This is a genomic window from Luteimonas colneyensis, from assembly GCF_014836665.1.
GTDB lineage: Bacteria > Pseudomonadota > Gammaproteobacteria > Xanthomonadales > Xanthomonadaceae > Luteimonas > Luteimonas colneyensis.
Genome location: NZ_JACSQJ010000001.1, coordinates 226,099 through 247,622 on the forward strand (window position 1 = coordinate 226,099; position 21,524 = coordinate 247,622).

General features: G+C 71.6%; 18 protein-coding genes and 1 other RNA gene. 4 read left to right on the plus strand and 15 right to left on the minus strand.

All coding sequences use genetic code 11. The features are described 5' to 3' along the window. Positions 1 to 41: 41 nt before the first annotated feature. The 11 genes from H9645_RS01030 to hrcA all read right to left on the minus strand — a co-directional run bounded on the left by H9645_RS01030 (position 42) and on the right by hrcA (position 14,825). Complete coding sequence (locus H9645_RS01030; RefSeq protein WP_191727878.1) at positions 42 to 1,373, minus strand: hypothetical protein; 1,332 nt, start codon at positions 1,371 to 1,373, stop codon at positions 42 to 44. Between the two features lie 99 nt (positions 1,374 to 1,472). Continuing rightward, on the minus strand, positions 1,473 to 3,218 hold the full coding sequence (gene recJ / locus H9645_RS01035) for a single-stranded-DNA-specific exonuclease RecJ (protein WP_191727879.1): 1,746 nt from the start codon (positions 3,216 to 3,218) through the stop codon (positions 1,473 to 1,475). After that, the gene (locus tag H9645_RS01040; protein WP_191727880.1) at positions 3,215 to 4,138 is read right to left on the minus strand and encodes a phosphoglycerate mutase; all 924 of its coding nucleotides are present in this window, start codon (positions 4,136 to 4,138) and stop codon (positions 3,215 to 3,217) included. The genes recJ and H9645_RS01040 overlap by 4 nt, the downstream gene beginning before the upstream one ends. A 28-nt stretch (positions 4,139 to 4,166) precedes the next feature. After that, positions 4,167 to 4,640, minus strand: a complete 474-nt coding sequence (gene greA, locus H9645_RS01045) for a transcription elongation factor GreA (protein ID WP_191727881.1) — start codon at positions 4,638 to 4,640, stop codon at positions 4,167 to 4,169. Then, positions 4,637 to 7,882 (minus strand): carbamoyl-phosphate synthase large subunit, encoded by a 3,246-nt coding sequence (carB, locus tag H9645_RS01050; protein ID WP_191727882.1) that lies wholly within the window; start codon positions 7,880 to 7,882, stop codon positions 4,637 to 4,639. The genes greA and carB overlap by 4 nt, the downstream gene beginning before the upstream one ends. Next, positions 7,882 to 9,006 carry a glutamine-hydrolyzing carbamoyl-phosphate synthase small subunit gene (carA, locus tag H9645_RS01055; protein ID WP_191727883.1) on the minus strand — a complete coding sequence of 375 codons (1,125 nt, stop codon included), beginning with the start codon at positions 9,004 to 9,006 and terminating at the stop codon, positions 7,882 to 7,884. Before carA ends, carB begins: the two co-directional genes overlap by 1 nt. A gap of 135 nt (positions 9,007 to 9,141) precedes the next feature. After that, positions 9,142 to 9,852 (minus strand): 4-hydroxy-tetrahydrodipicolinate reductase, encoded by a 711-nt coding sequence (gene dapB / locus H9645_RS01060; RefSeq protein WP_191727884.1) that lies wholly within the window; start codon positions 9,850 to 9,852, stop codon positions 9,142 to 9,144. 70 nt (positions 9,853 to 9,922) lie between these two features. Then, complete coding sequence (gene dnaJ / locus H9645_RS01065; RefSeq protein ID WP_191727885.1) at positions 9,923 to 11,056, minus strand: molecular chaperone DnaJ; 1,134 nt, start codon at positions 11,054 to 11,056, stop codon at positions 9,923 to 9,925. 129 nt (positions 11,057 to 11,185) lie between these two features. Further along, positions 11,186 to 13,114 carry a molecular chaperone DnaK gene (dnaK, locus tag H9645_RS01070; protein WP_191727886.1) on the minus strand — a complete coding sequence of 643 codons (1,929 nt, stop codon included), beginning with the start codon at positions 13,112 to 13,114 and terminating at the stop codon, positions 11,186 to 11,188. 113 nt (positions 13,115 to 13,227) lie between these two features. Then, positions 13,228 to 13,737, minus strand: a complete 510-nt coding sequence (gene grpE, locus H9645_RS01075) for a nucleotide exchange factor GrpE (protein ID WP_191727887.1) — start codon at positions 13,735 to 13,737, stop codon at positions 13,228 to 13,230. After that, positions 13,734 to 14,825 (minus strand): heat-inducible transcriptional repressor HrcA, encoded by a 1,092-nt coding sequence (hrcA, locus tag H9645_RS01080; protein WP_191727888.1) that lies wholly within the window; start codon positions 14,823 to 14,825, stop codon positions 13,734 to 13,736. Before hrcA ends, grpE begins: the two co-directional genes overlap by 4 nt. A 90-nt stretch (positions 14,826 to 14,915) precedes the next feature. Between hrcA and recN the strand changes: the two genes are divergently transcribed. Further along, complete coding sequence (gene recN, locus H9645_RS01085) at positions 14,916 to 16,595, plus strand: DNA repair protein RecN (RefSeq protein ID WP_191727889.1); 1,680 nt, start codon at positions 14,916 to 14,918, stop codon at positions 16,593 to 16,595. Positions 16,596 to 16,625: 30 nt separating this feature from the next. On the opposite strand, the gene fur is transcribed toward recN, so the two are convergent. After that, complete coding sequence (fur, locus tag H9645_RS01090; RefSeq protein ID WP_191727890.1) at positions 16,626 to 17,030, minus strand: ferric iron uptake transcriptional regulator; 405 nt, start codon at positions 17,028 to 17,030, stop codon at positions 16,626 to 16,628. A 104-nt stretch (positions 17,031 to 17,134) separates the two neighbouring features. On the opposite strand from fur, the gene H9645_RS01095 reads away from it, so the two are divergent. Continuing rightward, the gene (locus tag H9645_RS01095; RefSeq protein ID WP_191728439.1) at positions 17,135 to 17,527 is read left to right on the plus strand and encodes an outer membrane protein assembly factor BamE; all 393 of its coding nucleotides are present in this window, start codon (positions 17,135 to 17,137) and stop codon (positions 17,525 to 17,527) included. Between the two features lies 1 nt (position 17,528). On the opposite strand, the gene H9645_RS01100 is transcribed toward H9645_RS01095, so the two are convergent. Continuing rightward, entirely contained in the window at positions 17,529 to 17,786 is a 258-nt protein-coding gene (locus tag H9645_RS01100; RefSeq protein ID WP_191727891.1) for an RnfH family protein, read from the minus strand. 2 nt (positions 17,787 to 17,788) lie between these two features. Further along, positions 17,789 to 18,217 (minus strand): type II toxin-antitoxin system RatA family toxin, encoded by a 429-nt coding sequence (locus H9645_RS01105; protein WP_191727892.1) that lies wholly within the window; start codon positions 18,215 to 18,217, stop codon positions 17,789 to 17,791. A 23-nt stretch (positions 18,218 to 18,240) separates the two neighbouring features. Between H9645_RS01105 and smpB the strand changes: the two genes are divergently transcribed. After that, on the plus strand, positions 18,241 to 18,738 hold the full coding sequence (gene smpB, locus H9645_RS01110) for an SsrA-binding protein SmpB (RefSeq protein ID WP_191727893.1): 498 nt from the start codon (positions 18,241 to 18,243) through the stop codon (positions 18,736 to 18,738). A 6-nt stretch (positions 18,739 to 18,744) separates the two neighbouring features. Here smpB and H9645_RS01115 read toward each other — a convergent pair whose 3' ends face one another. Then, a complete protein-coding gene (locus H9645_RS01115) occupies positions 18,745 to 20,949 on the minus strand; it encodes a CHASE domain-containing protein (RefSeq protein ID WP_191727894.1) in 2,205 nt (734 codons plus the stop codon). Positions 20,950 to 21,122: 173 nt separating this feature from the next. Between H9645_RS01115 and ssrA the strand changes: the two genes are divergently transcribed. Further along, positions 21,123 to 21,476: a transfer-messenger RNA gene (ssrA, locus tag H9645_RS01120) on the plus strand. Positions 21,477 to 21,524: the final 48 nt, after the last annotated feature.

Here is a 21,524-nt window from a genome sequence, read left to right on the forward strand (position 1 = left end):
GGATTTCCGCGGCCGGCTGCAGCGGGTCGCCGGTCCTGCGCTCAGCGCCGGCGCACGCCAACGCGGTAGCGGCCGCCCTCGCCCCCGCCCAGCGAGGACGCTTCGAGCACGTAGTCGCCGGCCGGCAGGTGCTGTTCGATGCGCGCGTCGAGGCCACCGCCGCCGTCGTCGTCCGAGGCGATCTCCTCGCCGTCGCGGAACAGGCGCAGGTGGCTGTCGATGCCCTCGCCGCCGGACATCTCGACCAGATGGTCGCCGGCGCGCGGGATGCTGAAGGTGTAGCGGTCCGAGGCCCCCGCGATCAGTCGCGCGTCGCGCGGCTGCCCGACCCGCAGCGCGCCGCCGCCGGCATCCGCCGGCACGTCGGACAGCGTCGCGGACAGGGTGAACACGCCGGCGCCGGCATCGAAGGCCGACGCGCGCACGGTGTACTCGCCTGCCTCCAGCACGGTGGCGATGCGCGCGTCGAGCTGTTCGCCGGAGTCGTCGTCCTCGAGTTCGACGCCGCTGCCGTGGAGCACCAGGCCGGAATCGATCTCGCTGCTGCGCATGTCGAGCTCCAGCAGCTGGCGGCCATCCAGGCGGAGGCGATAGGTCACCGGCTGGCCCTGGTAGAGGGCGGTGATCGCGCGCCCCGGCACCAGTTCACCGTCGACGGCCGGTCCCACGCCCTCGGGCAGCGCATGGCTGGCGACCGAAAGCTCGTACTGCCCGTCGATGCTGTCCTGGAACCCGGAGGCGCGCAGGCGGTAGGTGCCGGGCGCGAGCTGCGTGGTCAGCATCGAGTTGCTGCCTTCGGAATCGTCGCTGCGCAGCGACACGCCCTCGCCCTCCAGCGACAGTACGGTGTCGAAGTCGTCGGACGCCATGCGGATGCGGTACATGCCGGGCTCGGTGATCCGCAGCGGGATGGTGCGCGGCGACTGCGCCCAGTCGGTGATCGTCGCCCCCGGCGCGAGCTCGCCGCCGGCATACACCTGCATGGCCGTGGCACTGAGCGTGTACGGGCCATAGGCCGAAGCATCGCGGCCACTCACGGCCAGCACGTAGCGGCCGGCCCGCGGCGCGCGCACGGCGAGGCTGGCGTCGTCGGGGCCCTCGGCCGAGGCCTGCACCAGTTCGCCGTCGCGGAACAGCGACAGCTGCGCATCCAGCGGGCCCGTGACCTCGAAGCGCACGCCTTCGTCGGCGGCCAGGCTGATGGCGTACAGCTCGCTGCGGCTGCCGTCGCGCCAGTTCATGGCATCTGCGCTGGTGATCTCGCCCCGTACGGGCTGGCCAACGGCCAGCGGCGACGTCGGCGTGGCCGCCGTGGCCATGCCGGAGAACATGGCGAAGATCGCCAGCGTGAGCGCGGTTGAGCGTGGAGCCATGTGCGATTCCCTCGATCGGTGGCCGGCGCGGGCGCGCAGGCGGTGCGCGATTATCAATCGGCGCCGCGGGCCGCGATAGCCCCCTGAATGCGGCCGCGCTCAGCAGGCCTCGAGGTGCTCGACGAGCAGCTGGATCGCAGCCCCGCCCCGGTAGTCGTCGGGCTGCAGCCGGTAGGCCAGGCGGGCGCGGGCCGGCGGTGGATCGCCGCGCCAGCCGCCGAACTGGATCGCGGCCAGCGGCGTCCGCAGGCCTTCGGCGCGCAGGGTCATGCGCAGGTGGCGCTCGCCCACCACGCGCCAATCGGCCAGCTCGAACTCGCCGTCGAACAGGGGCTCGGGAAAGGCCTGTCCCCAGGGGCCACCATCGCGCAGGGCCTCGGCGTGGGCGCGGTCGAACTCGTGCGGGGCCAGCGCGCCGTCGCTGTCGAGCGTGGCCTGCAGCGTGGCCGCGTCGAGCATGGCGCCGGCATGCACCTCGAACGCAGCCTGGAAGGCGTCGAGGTGCGCGGCATCGAGCGTCAGGCCCGCGGCCATGGCATGCCCGCCGAAGCGTTCGATCAGCCCCGGGTGGAGCGCGTCGATCGCGGCCAGCGCGTCGCGGACATGGAAGCCCGGGATCGAGCGCGCAGAGCCGCGCAGGCTGCTGCTGCCGGGCTCGCCCGGCGCGAATGCGACCACGGGACGATGCAGTCGTTCCTTGAGCTTCGAGGCCACCAGGCCGACCACGCCCGGGTGCCATCCGGGGTCGAAGGCGCAGATCGAGGTCGTGCCCTGCCCGTCCAGTCCGGACCCGTCGAGCAGCTTCGCCGACAGCGCCCGCTCGGCTTCGTCCAGCATCGACTGCTGCACGTCGCGGCGCTCGCGGTTGATCGCGTCGAGCCGCTGCGCCAGCTCGCGCGCGCGCCCGGGGTCGTCGCACAGCAGGCATTCGATGCCGAGCGCCATGTCCTCCAGCCGACCGGCCGCGTTGAGGCGCGGACCGACCGCGAACCCGATGTCGGCGGCCACGAGCGATTCCGCCCGGCGACCGGCGACCTCCACCAGCGCCATCAGGCCGGCACAGCCCTGCCGCGCGCGCAGGCGGCGCAGGCCGGCGGCCACCAGCGCGCGGTTGTTCGCATCCAACGGCGCCAGGTCGGCGACCGTGCCCACGGCCACGAGGTCGAGCAGCTGCGCGAGGTCGGGCCCCTTGCCGTCCAGGCGTCCCGTGGCGCGCAGGCGCGCGCGCAGCGCGAGCAGCACGTAGAACATGACGCCAACGCCGACCAGCGACTTGCCGGCGAAGCCGTCGCCGGAGCGGTTCGGATTGACGATGGCGTCGGCCGCGGGCAGGCGTTCGCCGGGCAGGTGGTGGTCGGTGACCAGCACCTGCCAGCCGAGCGCTTTCGCCGCGGCGATGCCGGCGTGGCAGGCGATGCCATGGTCCACGGTCACCAGCAGATCGGGCCGCAGCGGTGCCAGCTCGGCCACCAGGGCGGGCGACAGGCCGTAGCCGTGCACCATGCGGTTGGGGACGGCGTGCAGCACGTCGCCCGCGCCAAGCATGCGCAGGCCGCGCACCGCCAGGGCGCAGGCGGTGGCTCCATCGGCGTCGAAGTCGCCCACCACCAGGATGCGGCGGCCACCCTCGATGGCAGCGGCCAGCAGCGTCGTGGCGCGATCGAGGTCGAGCAGGCCGTCGGGCGGCAACAGGGCGGCCAGCCGCGGGCGCGCGGCGTCGGCATCGTGCGCGCCGCGGGCGGCGTAGATGCGGCGCAGCAGCGGCGGGATATCGGCCGGCCACGACGACGCGGCGTGCGCGGCGTCCACGGCTGCGCGGCGCCGGATCCTGCGGACGGGCGTCACTGCGCCGGCCAGGCCAGCGGGGCGCGCCAGATGCGCAGCGCCTGCCCGCGCCGCAGCCCGAAGCGCCAGCCATCGGCGTCGTCCAGGCGCAGCGCCGCGATGCGGCCGGCGCGCAGCGCATCCAGCGCCGGCGCCAGCCACTCGCCTTCGATCCACGCGAGGTCGCGCGTGCCCTCGAGGTCGTACACGCCGGGCTCGCCGGCGAACCGCTCCGGCAGCTCCATGCCCCGTCCGCCCGCGGCCGCGAGCGCGCGCGCGGTGTCGTCATCGCTCCAGCCGGTGTTGCCGTGCCCGGGTGCCGCCGCCGGGAGGCGGCCTCCGCCCCAGAACCACAGCGCGTTCACCGGGGCCTGCCCGCGCGCCGCGCGCCGGGCGTTGAGGGGATGGTTGTGCAGGGTCACCTGCGCCTCGCTTTCGAGCGAGCGCCAGCGCCGGGCTTCGGGACTGGTGTCGAGATGTTCGAACACGTCTTCGCCCAGGGCATCTCCGGGATCCGAGAACGCCGGCAGCTTCGCCTCCTTCGGCAGTCGCAGGTACCAGCGTGCCGGGTGCGGCGCATCGAGCTCGAAGCCGGCGTCGCCGAACAGCGGCCGCAGCGCGGCCAGCAGCTCGGCGCAGTCCCCGGCATCCAGGCCCAGGGCCGCGCCATGCGCCATCAGCCGCACGCCGTTGATGTCGGGCCGCAGCCACACCGGATCCGCGCGCAGCCAGGCATGGCCGGCGGCATCGCCGGCTTCGGCCTGGCGCGACAGCGCCGCGATCGGCCAGCCATCGCCGCGCAGCGGGAAATGCCGCAGCAGCTGCGCACGCCTGCCGGCCTCGCCGGCCTGCAGCCGGTCGCCGCGCCCGAGGCGCTTCGCGGTGGCCGCGGACAGGCGCTGCCGTCCCAGCCGCGCGGCGGCCGGGAGCAGCAGGGTCACGCTGGAATCATGGTCCGGCATCGCCGGATCAGCCGTAGCCGACCTCGACGATCTCGACCTCGCTGGTACCGCCGGGCGCCTCGATGGTCACGACGTCGCCGGCGTGCTTGCCGATGAGCGCGCGCGCCACCGGCGAGGAGATGGCGATCAGGCCCTGCTTGATGTCGGCTTCCAGGTCGCCGACGATCTGGTAGCGGGTCTCCTTGCCCGTCTCCTCGTCGGCCAGCAGCACCTTGGCGCCGAAGACGACCTTGTCGCCGACGTTGAGCGCGCCGACGTCGATCACCTGCGCATGCGACAGCTCGCTCTCGAGCTGCTTGATGCGGCCCTCGATGAAGCCCTGCTGCTCGCGCGCGGCGTGGTACTCGGCGTTTTCCTTCAGGTCGCCGTGCGCACGCGCCTCGGCGATCGCATTGATGACGGCAGGCCGCTGGACGCTCTTCAGCTCGTCCAGCTCCGCGCGCAGGCGCTGCGCTCCCTGTGCCGTGATCGGTGGTCTCATGTCCGCTTCAACTCCTCGTGCAGTTCGTGCAGCGCCCACACCGGGCCGCTGCCGCGATATTCAAGAGAATGCAGCAGGGCCTTCGCACCGGCAATGGTGGTCGAATAGGTCACCCGCTGCTGCAGCGCCTCGCGGCGGATCGAGAACGAGTCCGCGATCGCCTGGCGCCCTTCGGTGGTATTCACGATGTAGGCGATGTCGCCGTTCTTGATCAGGTCGACGACGTGCGGCCGGCCTTCGGCGACCTTGTTGACCTGCTCGCAGTCGAACCCGTTGTCGCGCAGCCAGGCGGCCGTGCCCGAGGTCGCGACCAGCGTGAAGCCGCGCTCCACCAGCGCACGCGCCACCGGCAGCACGCGCTTCTTGTCCGGATCGCGCACCGAGACGAAGGCCTTGCCCGGCTGCGGCGCGCGGATGCCCGCGGCCTCCTGCGCACGCGCGAAGGCGGCGCCGAAGTCCCGGCCCACGCCCATCACCTCGCCGGTGGAGCGCATCTCGGGTCCCAGGATCGGGTCGACGCCCTGGAACTTGGCGAAGGGGAAGATCGCCTCCTTCACCGAGTAGTACTCCGGCACCACCTCGTCCACCGCGCCCTGCTCCGCCAGGCTGCGCCCGGCCATGCAGCGGGCCGCGATCTTCGCCAGCGGCACGCCGGTGGCCTTGGACACGAAGGGCACGGTTCGCGAGGCACGCGGGTTCACTTCCAGCAGGTAGATCGTGTCCTCGCCCTCGTCGCTGGTCTGCACCGCGAACTGGGTGTTCATCAGGCCGACCACCTTCAGCTCGCGCGCCAGCGCCGCGACCTGCTCGCGCAGGCGCGCCTTCGTGTCCTCGGACAGCGAGTACGGCGGCAGCGAGCAGGACGAGTCGCCCGAGTGCACGCCGGCCTCCTCGATATGCTCCATCAGCCCGCCCACCAGCACCCGGCCCTCGGCATCGGCGATGACGTCGATGTCGACCTCGATCGCGTTGTCGAGGAATCGGTCGAGCAGCACCGGCGAATCGTTGGATACCTTCACCGCCTCGCGCATGTAGCGCTCGAGGTCGGCGTCGGCGTGCACCACCTCCATGGCCCGGCCGCCGAGCACGTAGCTCGGGCGCACCACCAGCGGATAGCCGACCTCGCGCGCCAGCACCAGCGCCTCTTCGGCGCTGCGCGCGGTGCGGTTGGGCGGCTGCCTCAGGCCCAGGCCGTCGACCAGCTTCTGGAAGCGCTCGCGGTCCTCGGCCAGGTCGATCGAATCCGGCGAGGTGCCGATGATCGGCACGCCGTTGGCCTCGAGCGCGCGCGCCAGCTTCAGCGGCGTCTGGCCGCCGTAGTGCACGATCACGCCCTTCGGCTTCTCCAGTTCGACGATCTCGAGCACGTCCTCGAGGGTCACCGGCTCGAAGTACAGGCGGTCGGAGGTGTCGTAGTCGGTCGAGACGGTTTCCGGGTTGCAGTTGACCATGATGGTCTCGTAGCCGTCCTCGCGCAGGGCGAGCGCCGCGTGCACACAGCAGTAGTCGAACTCGATGCCCTGGCCGATGCGGTTCGGACCGCCGCCCAGCACCATGATCTTGTCGCGCCCGGTGGGTTCGGCCTCGCACTCTTCCTCGTAGGTCGAGTACAGGTAGGCCGTGGTGGTGGCGAATTCGGCGGCGCAGGAGTCCACGCGCTTGTAGACCGGCCTGATGCCGAAGGCGCGACGCAGGGCGCGCACGGCCTTTTCCTCCACCCCGACCAGTTCGGCCAGGCGGGCGTCGGAGAAACCCATGCGCTTCAGCTCGCGCATGCGTGCGGCGTCCAGCGCGCCGACGCCTGACGCGGCCACCTCGCGCTCGGCGGCCACGAGGTCCTCGATCTGGTCGAGGAACCACGGATCGATCCACGACAGCCCGTACACCTCGTCCACCGTCATGCCGGCGCGGAAGGCGTCGGCGACGTGGAACAGCCGTTCCGGACCGGGCTCGCGCAGCTCGCGGCGCAGCGCGGCGCGGCCATCGTCGGTGTCCAGCGCGAGGCCGGTGGGGTCGAGGCCGACCTTGCCGGTTTCCATCCCGCGCAGCGCCTTCTGCAGCGACTCCTGGAAGGTCCGGCCGATGGCCATCACCTCGCCCACCGACTTCATCTGCGTGGTCAGTCGTGAATCCGCCTGCGGGAACTTCTCGAAGGCGAAGCGCGGGATCTTGGTGACCACGTAGTCGATCGAGGGCTCGAACGAGGCCGGCGTCCTGCCGCCGGTGATCTCGTTCTTCAGCTCGTCGAGCGTGTAGCCCACGGCCAGCTTGGCCGCGACCTTGGCGATCGGGAAGCCGGTGGCCTTCGAGGCCAGCGCCGAGGATCGCGACACGCGCGGATTCATCTCGATCACCACCACGCGCCCGGTCTCGGCGTTGATGCCGAACTGCACGTTCGAGCCGCCGGTGTCGACGCCGATCTTGCGCAGCACGTCGATCGAGGCCTGGCGCAGGCGCTGGTACTCGCGGTCGGTGAGCGTCTGCGCGGGCGCGACCGTGATCGAGTCGCCGGTGTGCACGCCCATCGCATCGAGATTCTCGATCGAGCAGACGATGATGCAGTTGTCCGCGGTGTCGCGGACCACCTCCATCTCGAACTCCTTCCAGCCCAGCACCGACTCCTCGACCAGGATCTCGTTCACCGGCGACAGTTCGAGGCCGCGCTTGGCGATCTCCTCGAACTCCTCGCGGTTGTAGGCGATGCCGCCGCCGCTGCCGCCGAGCGTGAAGCTCGGGCGGATGATCGTGGGATAGCCGACCTTGGCCTGGATCTCGACCGCCTGCTCGAAGGTCTTCGCGACCTCGGCCTTCGGGCACTCCAGGCCGATCTCGCCCATGGCGACGCGGAACAGCTCGCGGTCCTCGGCCATCATGATGGCCTCGCGCTTCGCGCCGATCAGCTCGACGCCGTACTTCTCCAGCACGCCGTTGTCGGCGAGGTCCAGCGCGCAGTTCAGCGCCGTCTGCCCGCCCATGGTCGGCAGCAGCGCGTCCGGCTTCTCCTTGGCGATGATCTTCTCGACCGTCTGCCAGTTGATCGGCTCGATGTAGACCGCGTCCGCCGTGTCCGGGTCGGTCATGATCGTGGCCGGGTTGGAGTTCACCAGCACCACGCGGTAGCCCTCCTCGCGCAGCGCCTTGCAAGCCTGCGCGCCGGAGTAGTCGAACTCGCAGGCCTGGCCGATGACGATGGGGCCGGCGCCGATGATGAGGATGGTCTTGAGGTCGGTGCGCCTGGGCATCAGTGCTGCGCCTCCATCAGCGCGACGAAGCGGTCGAAGAGCGGGGTCACGTCCTGCGGGCCGGGCGCGGCTTCCGGATGGCCCTGGAAGCTGAAGGCCGGCGCGTCGGTGAGCGCGATGCCCTGGTTGGTGCCGTCGAACAGCGAGCGGTGGGTGACGCGGACGTTCCCGGGCAGCGTGGCCTCGTCGATGGCGAAGCCGTGGTTCTGCGAGGTGATCATCACCCGCCCGGTCTCGAGGTCCTGCACCGGATGGTTGGCGCCGTGGTGGCCGTTGGCCATCTTGATCGTGCGCGCGCCCACGGCCAGACCCAGCAGCTGGTGGCCCAGGCAGATGCCGAAGGTCGGGACCTTCGCCGCCAGCACTTCGCGGATGGCCTCGATCGCGTAGTCGCAGGGCTCCGGGTCGCCGGGACCGTTGGACAGGAACACGCCGTCGGGCTTCAGCGCCAGCGCCTCGGCGGCGGTAGTGCGCGCCGGCAGCACGGTCACGTCGCAGCCCCGGTCGGCGAGCATGCGCAGGATGTTGCGCTTCACGCCGAAGTCCCAGGCCACCACGCGGAAGCGCGGCGCCACCTTGCGGAAGCTGCCGGCGTCGAGCTCGAGGTCGCCTTCGTTCCACTGGTAGCGCGCGTCGGTGCTGACCACCTGGGCCAGGTCCATGCCCTTCAGGCCGGGAAACTTGCGCGCGGCTTCGATCGCCTTGTCGACGTCGATGTCACCGGCCATCACCGCGCCGTTCTGCGAGCCGCGCTCGCGCAGCAGGCGGGTCAGGCGGCGGGTGTCGATGCCGGCGATCGCGACCACGCCGCGGTCGGCCAGCCACTCGGGGAGCGCGGCGCGGCTGCGCCAACTGCTGGGGCGGCGCGGAACGTCGCGCACGACCAGGCCCGCCGACCAGACCTGGCCGGACTCGTCGTCCTGGACGGTGCAGCCGGTGTTGCCGACGTGGGGATAGGTCAGGGTGACGATCTGGCGGGCGTACGAGGGGTCGGTGAGGACTTCCTGGTAGCCGGTCATCGCCGTGTTGAACACGACTTCGCCGACGGAGAGGCCGGGCGCGCCGACGGATACGCCTTCGAAGACCGTGCCGTCTTCGAGCGCGAGGATTGCGGGTGGGGTCACTGGCGGTCGCCTACGTGGGGTTGCAAGACACCACCGGCCCGGCAGCGGCCGGCCCGGAGGCATGAGGATCAGGCGAGCGGGAATGATACCGGCGCGGGTGTCCCTGCGCCAGCGCGAAGGTGAATCCCGGACCCCTCAGAGCAGGTCGCGCAGGCGCCAGGCCCCGGGCTGGCGGCCGCGCAGGCGCGAGGCCGCGTGCAGCGCCCCGCGCGCGAAGACGTCGCGGTTCGTGGCGCGATGCACCAGCTCCACGCGCTCGCCGGTGCCGGTGAACTGCACCAGGTGCTCGCCGACGATGTCCCCGGCCCGCAGGCTGGCGTAGCGCGGCGTGGAACCGCCCCGCTCCGCCGCGGCACCGACGGCCAGCGCGGTGCCGGACGGGGCATCCTGCTTGTGCACGTGGTGGCTCTCGACGATGTCGCAGTCCCAGCCCTCCAGCGCCGTGGCGGCGCGCTCCACGAGCTCCTCGAGCACGGCGACGCCCAGGCTGAAGTTGGCGGCCCACAGCAGCGGGATCTCCCCCGCCGCCTCGGCCATGGCCTGGCGCTGGGCGTCGGAGAGACCGGTGGTTCCGGACACCAGGGCGGCACGGCGCTGCCGGCACAGCGCCAGCAGCGGGCCGAACGCTTCGGGCAGGCTGAAGTCGACGGCGACGTCGAACGCGGGCACGCCTGCGAGTTCGCTGGCCGCGAACCAGGGCACGCCATCGACCACGCGCTGCGCCGGCCTGCGCGACACCGCGGCCACCACGCTGCAGTCCACCGCGCCCTCGGCGCACAGGCGCAGCAGCGCCCGCCCCATGCGACCGCTGGCACCGTGGATCAGGAGTCTGACTGGATCGCCCATCCGGGCAAGGCTAGCGAGGCCGCCGCGCAGCCACAAGCACGTTCGTGCGCATCGACGCGCGCGAACGGCCTCAGGACGTCATCCGCTCCCAGAAGCCCTTCACGCCGTCGACGAAGGTGCTCGATTTCGGGGAATGGCGGCGCGCGCCCTCGCCGACGAAGGTGCCCTCGAACTGCTCCAGCAGCTCGCGCTGCGCGGTCGTCAGGTTGACGGGGGTCTCCACCACCACCTTGCAGTACAGGTCGCCCGGCGCGCGGCTGCGCACCGACTTCACGCCCTTGTCGCGCAGGCGGAAGACCTTGCCGGTCTGGGTCTCGGCCGGGATGCGGATCTCGGCCTCGCCGCCGAGGGTCGGCACGCGCACGGTATCGCCCAGCGCGGCCTGCGAGATGCGGATCGGCACCTCGCAGTGCAGGTCGTCGCCGTCGCGTTCGAAGATGGCGTGCGGGCGCACGCGGACCTCGACGTAGAGGTCGCCAGGCTGGGTGCCGGGCGGACCGGCCTCGCCCTCGCCGGACAGGCGGATGCGGTCGCCGGTATCGACGCCCGCGGGCACCTTGACCTGAAGGACCTTCTCCTCCTCCACGCGGCCGTTGCCGCGGCAGGCCGGGCACGGGGTCCTGAAGGTCTTGCCGCGGCCGTGGCAGGACGGGCACGGCTGCTGCATCGAGAAGATGCCGCGCTGGAACCGGACCTGGCCGTGGCCATGGCAGGTGTCGCAAGTCTCGAGCTGGCCGTCCTCGGAGCCCGTGCCCTTGCAGGGTTCGCACTCGACCAGCGTCGGCAGCTCGATGCGGCGCTCGACGCCGGCGACGGCGTCCTCGAGGTCGAGCTCCATCACGTAGCCGATGTCGGCGCCGCGGCGCGGGCCGCGGGCGCCGCCACCGCCGCCGAAGATGTTGCCGAAGATGTCGCCGAAGATGTCGCCCATGTCGGCGCCGCCGAAGCCCGGGCCGGCGTTGCCGCCGCCCATGCCGTGCTCGAACGCGGTATGGCCGTGCTGGTCGTACATGCGGCGCTTGCCGCCGTCGGACAGGACCTCGTAGGCCTCCTTGCACTCCTTGAACGCAGCCTCGGCCCTGGCGTCGCCGGGGTTGCGGTCAGGGTGGTGCTTCATCGCGCAGCGGCGATAGGCCTTCTTCAGTTCGTCCTCGGTGGCGCTGCGGGCCACGCCGAGGACTTCGTAATAGTCACGCTTGCTCATCGATCAGGTCCGTGCTGCCTGGTGGACCCGACGGTGCGGGGTCCGGATACGCGGCGGGAACCGGGTTTCGATCCGGTCCCCGCCACGGGGGTGGCCATCGCGGCCATCGCCGCGCCCACGCTGGGGCGATCAGGCCTTGCGGTCGTCGTCCTTGACCTCGGTGAACTCGGCGTCGACCACGTCGTCGGCCGCCTGGCCGGCATCGGCGGGGCCGCCGGCACCGGCGTCGCCGCCCTGCCCGGCCGCCGCGGCCGCCGCGAACAGCGACTGCGCGACCTCCTCCAGCGCCTTGGTCTTCGCCTCGATCTGGCCCTTGTCGTCACCCTTCATGGCGGTTTCGACGTCGGCGATCGCGGCCTCCACGCGGCCGATCACGTCGCCCGGCACCTTGTCGCCGTTGTCCTTGATCGCGCTGCGGGTACCGTGCACCAGCGCATCCGCCTGGTTGCGGGCGCCGACCAGCTCGTGGAACTTGCGGTCGTCCTCGCGGTGCGCCTCGGCGTCGGCGACCATCCGCTGGATCTCCTCGTCCGACAGGCCCGAGCCGGCCTTGATCTCGACCTTCTGCTCCTTGCCGGTCTTCTTGTCCTTGGCGGTCACGTGCACGATGCCGTTGGCGTCGATGTCGAACGACACCTCGACCTGCGGCATGCCGCGCGGCGCCGGGTCGATGCCCGAGAGGTCGAACTTGGCCAGCGACTTGTTGTAGCGGGCCTGCTCGCGCTCGCCCTGCAGCACGTGCACGGTCACGGCGGACTGGTTGTCCTCGGCGGTGCTGAAGGTCTGCGAGGCCTTGGTCGGGATGGTGGTGTTCTTCTCGATGATCTTGGTGAACACGCCGCCCAGGGTCTCGATGCCGAGGCTCAGCGGGGTCACGTCGAGCAGCAGCACGTCCTTGACGTCGCCGGCCAGCACGCCGCCCTGCACCGCGGCGCCGATGGCGACCGCCTCGTCCGGGTTCACGTCCTTGCGCGGCTCCTTGCCGAAGAACTCGGCCACCGCCTGCTGCACCTTCGGCATGCGGGTCTGGCCACCGACCAGGATCACCTCGTTGATGTCGCTGGAGCGCAGGCCGGCGTCGTTGAGCGCGGTGCGGCAGGGCTCGAGGGTCTTCTTGACCAGGTCCTCGACCAGCGACTCGAGCTTGGCCCGGGTCAGCTTGATGTTGAGGTGCTTCGGTCCCGAGGCGTCCGCGGTCACGTAGGGCAGGTTCACTTCGGTCTGCTGGGCGCTGGAGAGTTCGATCTTGGCGCGCTCGGCCGCGTCCTTCAGGCGCTGCAGGGCCAGCGGATCCTGGCGCAGGTCGATGCCCTGGTCCTTCTGGAATTCTTCCACCAGGTAGTCGATGACGCGCTTGTCGAAGTCCTCGCCGCCGAGGAAGGTGTCGCCGCTGGTGGCCAGCACCTCGAACTGCTTCTCGCCGTCGACTTCGGCGATCTCGATGATCGACATGTCGAAGGTGCCGCCGCCGAGGTCGTACACGGCGATCTTGCGGTCGCCGCCGGCCTTGTCCAGGCCATAGGCCAGCGCGGCCGCGGTCGGCTCGTTGATGATGCGCTTGACGTCGAGGCCGGCGATGCGGCCGGCGTCCTTGGTCGCCTGGCGCTGCGAGTCGTTGAAGTAGGCTGGGACCGTGATGACGGCCTCGGTGACCTTCTCGCCCAGGTAGTCCTCGGCGGTCTTCTTCATCTTCTCGAGGATGCGCGCGGAGACTTCCTGCGCCGAGAGCTTCTTGCCGTCGCTGGTCTCGACCCAGGCGTCACCGTTGTCGTGCGCCACGATCGCGTACGGCACCAGGCCCAGGTCCTTCTTGACCTCGGCATCGGTGAACTTGCGGCCGATCAGGCGCTTCACCGCGTAGAAGGTGTTCTTCGGATTGGTGACGGCCTGGCGCTTGGCGGACGCGCCAACCAGCACCTCGCCGTCCTTGGTGTAGGCGACGACGGACGGGGTCGTGCGGTCGCCTTCGCTGTTCTCGATGACGCGGGCCTTGCCGCCGTCCATGATCGCCACGCACGAGTTGGTCGTGCCCAGGTCGATGCCGATGATCTTTGCCATGGGTGTCTAGCCTCTTGGAACTTGGTCGGGGGGGCGGCAGCGCCGCCGATGACTGCTATCTGGGGATGGCGACGGCGCCTTCAAGCGCTGCGGGGCCGCCGGATGGCGATGCTTCAGTCGGCCCTGGCCACGGCCACCATGGCCGGGCGCAGCAGCTGCTCGTTGAGGCGGTAGCCCTTCTGGAACAGCTGGGCCACGGCGCCTGCCTCGACGCCGGAAGCCTCCACCACGCTCATGGCCTGGTGCAGCTCGGGATTGAAGGCCTCGCCCGCCGCGGGGGCGATCTGGACCAGCCCCTGGTTGCCGGTGACCCGGTGCAGCTCGCGCAGGGTCAGCTCGACGCCGTCGTGCAGCGGGCCGGAACCACCGGCGGCGGCCAGCGCCGCGTCCAGGCTGTCGAAGACCGGCAGCAGGTCGCCCAGCAGCTGCTTGTTGGCGAAGCGGCACGCGTTCTGCACGTCGCGCTCCATGCGGCGGCGCTGGTTCTCGAGGTCGGCACGGTCGATCAGGGATTGCGCGCGCACCTGCTCGAGCTCGGCGCGGAGGGTTTCGATCACGTCTTCCAGCGGAAGGTCTTCGGCGGGCGCCTCGGCGGCGTGGTCGGGCGTCTGTTCGGTGGTCATCGCTCTCGTGGGTCCGGAGTGGCTCGGTCCGCACTCAGTGGGGATGCCGCGTCGGGATTCAAGGCGGCGCCCAGCACCTCGGCGGTGGCCTGGACCACCGGGATCACCCGGTCGTAGGCCATCCGGGTCGGGCCGATCACCCCGAGCACGCCCAGCACCCGTCCCTCCGCGCCGTAGGGCGCGGTCACCAGGGACATCCCGGCCATCGACGCGACCCCGGTCTCCTCGCCGAAGAACACCCGCACGCCGGCGGCCTTCACCGTGCGCTCGAGCAGCTGCAGGATCTCGCGCTTCTCCGAAAACGCATCGAACAGCTCGCGCAGGCGGTCGAGGTCGGACAGGTCCTGCAGGCCCAGCAGCCGGGCCTGGCCGGCCACCACCATGTCCTCGCCGCCCGGCGCCAGCGCCTGCTCGGCGAGCTCGGTGCTGGCGCGCAGCAGGCCCTCGAGCTCGCTGCGCGCGCTGCGCAGCTCGCGCAGCAGGCCGGCGCGGATCGCCGGCAGCGGCTGGCCAGCGAACTGGGCGTTGAGGTAGTTGGCCACCCGCTCCAGCTCGGCGGCGTCGTAGGCCCGGCGGGTCTGGACGATGCGGTTCTGCACCTCGTTGTCGGCGAAGACCACGATCGCCATCACCCGCTGGCCGTCGAGCGGCACGAAGTCGATCTGGCGGAAGGCGAACTGCTCGCGCCCGGGCACGCTGACCACGCCGACGAAGCGGGTCATCGCCGACACCAGCTCGGAGGCACTGCCCAGCAGCGACTGGGTGCCGCCGCCGGGCGCCAGCCCCCCACGCAGCCGGTCGACCTCACGCTCGTCGAGCGGGCTCAGCTGCAGCAGCGAATCGACGAAGACCCGGTAGCCACGCGCGGTCGGCACGCGGCCGGCCGAGGTGTGCGGCGCCGACAGCAGGCCGACTTCCTCGAGGTCGGACAGGATGTTGCGGATCGTGGCCGGGCTGACGTCGAGGCCAGCGTGGCGCGCGAGGGTCTGCGAGCCGACCGGTTCGCCGTCGCGGATGTGGCGCGCGACGAGCGTGCGCAGCAGCTGGCGGGCGCGGGCGTCGAGCGGATCGTCAGGGCGTCGGGACATGCCGCGGGTATACGTCCGACGGGCGGCCGTCGCAAGCGGCGAGATCCGCCGATGACAGGCTGCGCGCCTCCACGGCACAATTCGCACGCCATGTTGAAGCGCCTGTCGATCAAGGATTTCGCCGTCGTCTCCGCCACCGAGCTCGAGTTCGGGCCGGGGCTCACCGTCGTGTCCGGCGAGACCGGCGCCGGCAAGTCGCTGATCGTCGACGCGCTGGGCTTCCTGTCCGGGCTGCGCGCCGACAGCGGCATGGTCCGCCACGGCGCCCAGCGCGCCGAGCTCGACGCCGAGTTCGCGCTCGAGGATTCGCCCGCGGCGCTGGCCTGGCTGCGCGAGCAGGAATTCGATGATGGCGCCGGCTGCCAGCTGCGCCGCACCCTGCGCGCCGACGGCGGGTCGCGCGCCTGGATCAACGGCCGCCCGGCCACGCTGTCGCAGCTGGGCGCGCTGGCCGCGCTGCTGGTGGAAATCCACGGCCAGCACGAGCACCAGGCGCTGCTGTCGCGGGGCAGCCAGCTGGCGCTCCTCGACGCCTTCGGCCGCCACGAGGCGGAGCTGTCCGCGGTCGCGCAGGCGGCGCGCGCCTGGTCGGCGCTGCTGCGCGAGCGCGACCTGCTCAACGCCGCCGGCGACGTCTCCGACCGCATCGACTTCCTCGGCCACCAGCTGGGCGAGCTGGAGCGCGAGGCGCTGGAGCCGGACGCGATCGCCGACCTGGTCGCCGCGCACCGGCGACAGGCCCACGGCGCGGAGCTGGTCGAGGCCTGCGACACCGCGCTGGAACGCCTGGGCGGCGACAGCGACGCGCTGCCGGCGGCCGTGCAGCAGCTGCGCGGCCTGCTCGCGCGCATGCAGGCGCACGAGCCACGCCTGGGCGAGGTGGACGCCATGCTCGAGGGCGCCGCCATCCAGCTCGACGAAGCCGCCGTGCTGCTCGACCGCATCCGCGCGGACCTCGACATCGATCCCGGGCAGATGCAGCAGCACGACGCCCGCCTGTCGCGCCTGCACGAACTCTCGCGCAAGCACCGCGTGCCGCTCGAGGCCCTTGCGGCGCACCGCGACGCGCTGGCCGCCGAGCTCCAGTCCCTGTCCACGTCCGCGAAGCGGCTGGAGGGCCTGGGCGCCGAGATCGAGTCCGCCGCTTCCGCATGGCGCGGCGCGGCGGCGAAGCTCGGCAAGGCGCGCGCAAAGGCCGCGTCCGCGCTCGGCAAGGCGACGACCGCGCTGATCGGCGAGCTGGGCATGGGCGGCGGCCGCTTCGAGATCACGCTGGAGCCCACCGCCGGCGACGCCCCGGACGCCCAGGGCGGCGAGCGCGCCGAGTTCCTAGTCACGGCCAACGCCGGCCAGCCGCCGCGCCCGCTGCGCAAGGTGGCTTCCGGCGGCGAGCTGTCGCGCATCTCGCTGGCGATCGAGGTCGCCGCGCTGGGACTGGACGCGGTCCAGACCATGGTCTTCGACGAGGTCGACTCCGGCATCGGTGGCAACGTCGCCGGCATCGTCGGCCGCAAGCTGCGCGACCTGGGCAGCCGCCGCCAGGTGCTGTGCGTGACCCACCTGCCCCAGGTCGCGGCCCAGGGCCACGCCCACTACCGGGTCAGCAAGGCCGAAAGTGACGGCATGACCCAGAGCGCGGTGCGCCTGCTCGACGACGCCGGGCGCCAGGAGGAACTGGCGCGCATGCTGGGCGGGATCGAGGTCAGTCGCGAGGCGCGGGCGGCGGCGAAGCGCCTGCTGCGCGAGGCCGAGGGAACACCGGCCGCGTAAGGGGCCGGCCGGGGACGGCCGCTCCGGCCGTCAGCGCTTCTTGCGCACGTAGAGCACCAGCGAGTGCTCTTCGAGGATGTAGCCGTGCTTCTCGGCGATCTGGTGCTGAAGCGCCTCGATCTCGGGACTCTCGAACTCGATGATCCTGCCGCTGTCGACATCGACCATGTGGTCGTGATGGCCGCCGCGGTCGATCTCGTAGACGGCGGTGCCGCCCTCGAAGTTGTGCTTCAGCACCAGGCCCGCGGCCTCGAACTGGGTGAGCACGCGGTAGACCGTGGCCAGCCCGATCTCGTCGCCGGAATCCAGCAGCTGCCGGTAGATATCCTCGGCGGTCATGTGGTGCTGCGCGGTCTTCTGCTCGAGCAGCTGCAGGATGCGCATGCGCGGATGGGTGACCTTCAATCCGGCCTTGCGCAGCTCGTTGGTTTCCATGCGTCTCCCATGGGCAGTCGGCAGGGGGGCGCCAGCTGCCTTATCCGGTTGCCGTGGCCGGTCGAGTGTATCATCGCGACATGTCCGTTCCGACCTGGCCCCCGATGCACAAGCTGATCGCCCCCGCCCTCCTCGCCTGCCTCACCGCGGGCTGCGGCATCCTCTACAAGCAGCCGATCTACCAGGGCACGCTGGTCTCCCCGGACAGCGTCGAGCAGCTGCAGGTCGGCATGAGCCGGCAGCAGGTCGAGGCGCTGCTGGGCACGCCGTCGATCCGCGACCCGTTCCACCACGACCGCTGGGACTACACCGCCACCGAGCGCGTGGGCCGCACCGGCAGGACCGAGAAGCGCAACTTCGTGGTGCATTTCGAGGGCGACGCGGTGACGCGCTGGGAAGGCGACTACTTCCCCGCCCGCGACCAGGAGCTCATCCAGGACGTGCGCCGGCAGTTCGGTCCGAACCTGGCGCGCCCGAAGAAGGGCGGCGGCCGCTGAGTCAGCGCCCCTTGCGGGCGGCCCTGCGCCGCCTCGCCTCCTTGGGATCGAGCTGCAGCGGCCGCAGCAGCTCGACGCGATCGCCCTCGCGAAGCGGCGCATCCGCCGCCGCACGCAGCCCGAAGACCGCGTAGCCGTCGATACCCTCCAGCGGCAGTCCGCTGGCGGCCACCGCGTCGGCCACCGTCGCCGCGTCGTCCAGCTCGACCCGTACCGAGCGGTGCGCACGCGGCAGCGCCAGCACCACCTCCACGCGCATGCTCAGTCCGCCGAATCCGCGACGCGCACGAAGTCGTCGACCATGCGGTCGGCCAGCCCCTGCAGGCCCAGCCTCAGCGCCGGGACCAGCAGCCGGCTGCGCGGCTCGAAGTCCAGCGACAGGGTGACCTTGCAGGCCGACTCGTCGAGCGCGTGGAAGTCCCAGCGCCCCTCCAGCCTCCGGAACGGGCCGTCGCGCAGCGCCATGTCGATGCGGTGCGGCGGCTGCAGCCGGTTCTCCGTGGTGAACCAGGTGCTGATCCCGCCGATCCCGAGTTCGAGCCGCCCCAGCATCCGCTCGGGCCCGGCGTCGATCACCTCGGCGCCGCTGCACCAGGCGAACCGGCGCGGATAGGCCTCGACGTCGTTGACCAGGTCGAACATCCGCGCGGCGGAGTGCTCGACCAGTGCGGACCGGGTGATCGTGGGCATGGGCGGTGTGGGAGAATGGCGCGATGGGCAAGAAGGCAAAGGATAAGGGAAAGGCCGGCGACGGGGGCACGATCGCGCTCAACAAGCGCGCGCGCCACGAGTACCAGCTGGGCGATCGCCACGAGGCCGGCCTCGCGCTGCAGGGCTGGGAGCTGAAGGCGATCCGCGCCGGCCGCGCCAACATCGGCGAGAGCTACGCGGTGGTGCGCGGCGGCGAACTGTTCCTGTTCGGCGCGCAGATCACGCCGCTGATCCAGGCCTCCACGCACGTGGTCGCCGACGAGCGCCGCACGCGCAAGCTGCTGATGCATCGCCACGAGATCGACAAGCTGGTCGGCCTGGTGCAGCGCGAGGGCTACACCATCGTGCCCACCGCGCTCTACTGGAAGGGCAACAAGGTCAAGGCCGAGGTCGCCCTGGCCAAGGGCAAGCAGTCGCACGACAAGCGCGACGCCGCGAAGGAACGCGACTGGCAGCGCGACAGGCAGCGCGTGATGCGCCGCCACAACCGCGACGCCTGAGCCGCCTCAGCCCGGCTCGTCCGGCAGGGTGAACCTGAAGCGTGCGCCGTGCCCGGGCCTGCCCTCGCCGGTGATGGTGCCGCCGTGGCGCTCGATGATGCGCTTCACCGAGGCCAGGCCGATGCCTTCGCCGCTGAACTCGTCGGCCGCGTGCAGGCGCTGGAAGGGACGGAACAGCTTGTTGGCGTAGGCCGGCTCGAAGCCGGCGCCATTGTCGGCGACCTCGAACCAGTCGTGGCCGCCCTCGTGCAGGACGCGGAAGGAAATGCGCGCATCCGCGGTGTCGCGGGTGAACTTCCAGGCATTGCCCAGCAGGTTGCCCAGCAGGTTGCGCACCAGCGCGCTGTCGCCCGAGGCCTGCAGCCCCGCTTCGATGTCGACCTCGACGCTGCGCTCCGGCTCGCCCTGCGCGAGCTCGGCCACGATGTCCTCGGCCATGGCCGACAGGTCCAGGCACTCTCGCCTGAGCTCTCCGCGCGACACGCGCGACATCTTCAGCAGCGCGTCGATCAGCTCGCCCATGCGCGCGGTGGCGGCGCGCACCCGGGCCATGTAGCCGCGGCCGACGTCGTCGAAGGCGTCGCCGTGGCGGTCCAGCGCCATCCGGCTGAACCCGTCGATGGCGCGCAGCGGCGCGCGCAGGTCGTGCGAGATGGTGTAGGCGAAGGATTCCAGCTCCTCGTTGGCGCGGGTAAGCTCGCGCGTGCGCCGCGCCACCCGCGCCTCCAGGGTGCGGTTGAGCGCGAGCACCTGGGCCTCCGCGCGCAGGCGGTCGGTGATGTCCTCGACCTGTACCAGGCTGGCGATGCCCTCACCCTCCTCGCCGGGCACCTGCGCGTAGGTCAGGTGCACGTGCCGGAGGTCGCCGTCGTCGCGGCGGAGCTCGCGCGTGACCCGGTAGACGCTGCCCGACGCCCCCCGCGCGCGGAGCTCCGCGGCGCTGTCCACGCCCGTGAACAGGCCATCGAAGTCGCGACCCATCAGCTCCTCGGGCGAGGCCCGGAGAATGTTGGCCAGCGCCAGGTTGCTGTCGATGATCCGGCCGTCGCGATCCAGCAGCGCCTTGCCGATGGCGGAGAAGCGCATCGCGCTGCGGAAGCGCTGCTCGCTGCGGCGATAGGAGTCGCTCATGCGCGCCGCGATCCGCTGCGCGCGCGACTGCGTGCGGGCGAGGATCATCGCCAGCGCGAACAGCAGCAGTGACGCCAGCACGCCCACGTAGATCGTCCCCGACGGGCCGAGCAGGCCGGCGTCCTGGCGCGCGTCCGGTGACTGGTGGAAATCCAGCCGCCAGCGTCGACCGTAGACCTGCTCGACCACGCTGTGCCGGGCGCCCTCGACGCCAGGGGCCGGGAAGTCCGCATCGTCGATCGGGAACACCGCGAGTCCGGGCGCACCCCCGGCATCCGCGGCGTCACTGCCGGCCTCGCCGATGTCGACGATGCGCATCGTCATGCCCTCGCGGCCTTCGGGCACTGCGTTGGCGACGAACATGTCCAAGCGGAACGGCGCGCAGACCCAGCCGGCCAGCGCCGCGGTGCGCGCCGACGGATTGGCCGGGACGATTCCGCTGCGGTAGACCGGTGCGTAGATCACCAGCCCCGGGCCCGAGCCGGCCTGCACCGCCGGCATCGGCGCGGTGATGCGGGCCGCCGCGCTCGCCCGGGCCGCGCGCATGGCGGCGGCCTGCACCGGTTCGGTGAGCATGTCGAAGCCGACCGCGTCGGCATTGCCCAGGGTCTGCGGCTCGAGCAGCACGATCGGTCCGTATTCCGGTCGTGCGCCGGGCGGCTCGACCCGGAACAGCACGCGCGAGGCGTGGCGCTGCTCGAGCTGGAACTCCTGCAGCTGCGCGGGCGACATCGACGCCGCGTAGCAGAGCCCGAGCATGGCCGGGAACCGCTCCGCCAGGTCCAGGCCATCGGCGTAGTTGCGCCACTGGCGCGCGCTCGGGCGCTCCACCGCGGCGAGGAGGGACACGCCGCCGCGCGTGATCAGCTCGTAGGTCAGCAGCTGCTGGCGCAGGCCGGCGGTCACCTGTTCGGCGTCGGCGGCGAGCCTGGCCTCGGCCAGCGCCCGCTCACGGTTGTCGGCGCCGGTCGCGTAAATGGCCACGAGCGTCAGCGATGCGAGCAACACCAGGCCCGCCAGCATGTAGCCCTGGCGGGGTGGCAGCGGTTCGCCAGCGGGCATGTCGTCGCGGATGGCCATCGCGGCGAGGATAACGCGTGCCGCGGCCGCGCCGGATGCCGCGCGTGGCGGTGCGCGGCTGAACGCCGGCGCATGGCCGGCGCCACGTCCCTTGCGGACGCCGCCTCCGCCCCTATACTGGGTCCATCAAGCGCGTTCCTGCCATCCGGCAAGGCGCCAGCGGTCCCGGACACGGGGGTGTACTGGCTTCGACGGGGGTTGCGAAATCGCCTGGTGCATGCCGAGGGGGCAGCTTTCCTCGTAAATCCAGCGGCAAACTTCTAGTTGCCAACGACGACAACTACGCTCTCGCCGCTTAAGGCGTAAGCCCCGAACCCACTTGTGCCCGTGCTCGTGGATGTAGGGTCACTATCACGGGAATCCAGCCGCGGCGGCCGCCTGTCTGCCGCGGTTGAACTCACAGGCTGGTTTCCTGGTGCGCTTCGCACACCGTGCTGCCGGGGAACGAGATCCAACGGTGGGCTAAGCATGTAGGACCGGGGATGGAGTGCCTTCGGACGCGGGTTCAATTCCCGCCACCTCCACCACTGCAAGACCAGGAAAGCCCGCGAAAGCGGGCTTTCCTGCGTCTGGCG

Bases quoted from the DNA above. Each gene is read 5' to 3' on its own strand.
- H9645_RS01030 (WP_191727878.1), bottom strand. From the start codon at position 1,373: ATGGCTCCACGCTCAACCGCGCTCACGCTGGCGATCTTCGCCATGTTC.
- greA (WP_191727881.1), bottom strand. From the start codon at position 4,640: ATGAGACCACCGATCACGGCACAGGGAGCGCAGCGCCTGCGCGCGGAG.
- carB (WP_191727882.1), bottom strand. From the start codon at position 7,882: ATGCCCAGGCGCACCGACCTCAAGACCATCCTCATCATCGGCGCCGGC.
- dapB (WP_191727884.1), bottom strand. From the start codon at position 9,852: ATGGGCGATCCAGTCAGACTCCTGATCCACGGTGCCAGCGGTCGCATG.
- dnaJ (WP_191727885.1), bottom strand. From the start codon at position 11,056: ATGAGCAAGCGTGACTATTACGAAGTCCTCGGCGTGGCCCGCAGCGCC.
- dnaK (WP_191727886.1), bottom strand. From the start codon at position 13,114: ATGGCAAAGATCATCGGCATCGACCTGGGCACGACCAACTCGTGCGTG.
- grpE (WP_191727887.1), bottom strand. From the start codon at position 13,737: ATGACCACCGAACAGACGCCCGACCACGCCGCCGAGGCGCCCGCCGAA.
- hrcA (WP_191727888.1), bottom strand. From the start codon at position 14,825: ATGTCCCGACGCCCTGACGATCCGCTCGACGCCCGCGCCCGCCAGCTG.
- recN (WP_191727889.1), top strand. From the start codon at position 14,916: ATGTTGAAGCGCCTGTCGATCAAGGATTTCGCCGTCGTCTCCGCCACC.
- fur (WP_191727890.1), bottom strand. From the start codon at position 17,030: ATGGAAACCAACGAGCTGCGCAAGGCCGGATTGAAGGTCACCCATCCG.
- H9645_RS01095 (WP_191728439.1), top strand. From the start codon at position 17,135: ATGCACAAGCTGATCGCCCCCGCCCTCCTCGCCTGCCTCACCGCGGGC.
- H9645_RS01100 (WP_191727891.1), bottom strand. From the start codon at position 17,786: ATGCGCGTGGAGGTGGTGCTGGCGCTGCCGCGTGCGCACCGCTCGGTA.
- H9645_RS01105 (WP_191727892.1), bottom strand. From the start codon at position 18,217: ATGCCCACGATCACCCGGTCCGCACTGGTCGAGCACTCCGCCGCGCGG.
- smpB (WP_191727893.1), top strand. From the start codon at position 18,241: ATGGGCAAGAAGGCAAAGGATAAGGGAAAGGCCGGCGACGGGGGCACG.
- H9645_RS01115 (WP_191727894.1), bottom strand. From the start codon at position 20,949: ATGGCCATCCGCGACGACATGCCCGCTGGCGAACCGCTGCCACCCCGC.